This window comes from Acinetobacter sp. NBRC 110496, assembly GCF_000876115.1.
GTDB lineage: Bacteria > Pseudomonadota > Gammaproteobacteria > Pseudomonadales > Moraxellaceae > Acinetobacter.
Genome location: NZ_BBTF01000128.1, coordinates 1 through 1,690, shown reverse-complemented (window position 1 = coordinate 1,690; position 1,690 = coordinate 1). Strand labels below are relative to the sequence as shown.

Annotated in this window: 2 protein-coding genes and 2 pseudogenes; 2 read left to right on the top strand and 2 right to left on the bottom strand. The window is 37.4% G+C overall.

The genetic code is table 11. The features are described from left to right. Positions 1-137 precede the first annotated feature (137 nt). A pseudogene (locus Aba26S_RS20855) lies at positions 138-869 on the top strand (IS5 family transposase); the annotation flags it as partial. Between the two features lie 51 nt (positions 870-920). Beyond that, a pseudogene (locus Aba26S_RS20850) lies at positions 921-1,070 on the top strand (IS5/IS1182 family transposase); the annotation flags it as partial. Positions 1,071-1,141: 71 nt separating this feature from the next. Here Aba26S_RS20850 and Aba26S_RS20845 read toward each other — a convergent pair. Together Aba26S_RS20845 and Aba26S_RS20840 are read right to left on the bottom strand one after the other, a co-directional pair. After that, positions 1,142-1,405: a Txe/YoeB family addiction module toxin gene (locus Aba26S_RS20845; protein ID WP_043975117.1), complete on the bottom strand. Its 264-nt coding sequence runs from the start codon at positions 1,403-1,405 to the stop codon at positions 1,142-1,144. Continuing rightward, positions 1,392-1,655 (bottom strand): type II toxin-antitoxin system Phd/YefM family antitoxin, encoded by a 264-nt coding sequence (locus tag Aba26S_RS20840; RefSeq protein WP_000557943.1) that lies wholly within the window; start codon positions 1,653-1,655, stop codon positions 1,392-1,394. Before Aba26S_RS20840 ends, Aba26S_RS20845 begins: the two co-directional genes overlap by 14 nt. Positions 1,656-1,690: the final 35 nt, after the last annotated feature.

Genomic DNA, 1,690 nt, shown 5'->3' with positions numbered 1-1,690 from the left:
CTGGAGTGTTTTAAGCATGGTATTCATGACTGATCTCCTAAATCCACTTTGAATTTTCTAAAAAACTCTCATTTTTTTCTTCAAAATTTGAAGATGAAGATGAAGATGAAGATGAAGATGAAGGGCATGATTCAAGCATGGCTTTACGCATGGTTACTGGTTTTGTTCAAAGCTTAATTAAACTTTGAGGATTAGATTGGACAGCACCAGACTTCACGACGCTTTGTAGAAGACAAAAGTATATTGATATTCAAATTAGCTACCAGAAAAGTCATGATGGGTTACACCTACTCGTCGACTCTACGGGTTTAAAATTTTTAGGTGAAGGCGAATGGAAGCGTAAGAAATATCAGCCTGAATACCGTCGGCAATGGCGTAAACTGCATATTGGTATAGATGCTGAAACACTGCAAATACGTGCCGTTCAGCTTACGACAAATAATGTCAGTGATTCACAAGTACTTGGTGATTTACTCGATCAGATTCCCCAAGATGAGCATATTGACTCCGTTTATACCGTTGGTGCTTATGACACGAAGCGGTGTCGCCAGTTGATCACAGATCGAAATGCCCATGCGATTATTCCACCCAGAAAAAATGCGAAGCCTTGGAAAGATACAAAAGTTCATTCGCTAGAGTGAAATGAATGACTTCGCACTGTTAAACGTTTAGGCAGGACACTATGGAAAAAATGGTCGGGCTACCATCAGCGAAGTCTGGTAGAAACCAAGATGCACTGCATCAAATTATTAGGCGATAAACTCAATGCTCGGAATTTTGATAGCCAAGTCAACGAGATTCATGCACGTGTGGCCATCTTAAATAAGTTTACGGAGCTCGGCCGACCTCACACCCAAGTTGCCACTTAAATTTGAATAACTTAGGAAGGCTCTATCTTTAAAATCTTTATGCAACAAAGCCTTGGAAAAATACGAGTTGTGATCGAACACATTAATAGTCAATTGAAAACATTTAGAATATTAAGTGAACGCTATCGAAATAGACGGAAAAGATTCAGTTTACGCATTAACTTAATTGCTGCACTCGTAAACCGGATAAACTTGAAATAATCACTTTCGCAAGAGATCTAGTCAATAAGTACTTATAAAATATTCTCCCATACTAAGAATAGGGAATATTATTAGTAATGGAACCAACATTGAACAATGGAAATTCGTTCATCCGTCACTTCATAAACTAATCTATGCTTTTCATCAATTCTACGGCTCCAGAATCCTGAAAGATTTGCTTTTAAAGGTTCTGGTTTTCCAGTTCCTTCAAAGGGTGTTCTTTGACATTCTCTGATTAAGGTATTGATACGTTTGAGTATCTTTTTATCCTGTGTTTGCCAATAGATATATTCATCCCAGGCATTTTCAGTCCATTCGACATTACGACTCGTCATCTTTAATCAACTCTCTTTGTTTGGTTTTACCTGCGCGTAATTGAGCAATTGATTCGTTTAAACGAGTGGTATTATTTGGAGATGAAAGGAGATACAACGTTTCCATTAAACTGTCGTAATGATCTTGTCCCATTACTACAGCATGACCGCCTTCTTTTCTTGTAATGAAAGCGACATCTGCATCATCAATAACTTTATCTAAAACAGATTTTAAGTTGTTACGTGCGTCTGTATATGTAAATACATGCATATATTTCTCCCTCATAAAGTAAGCTGTATTAAAAC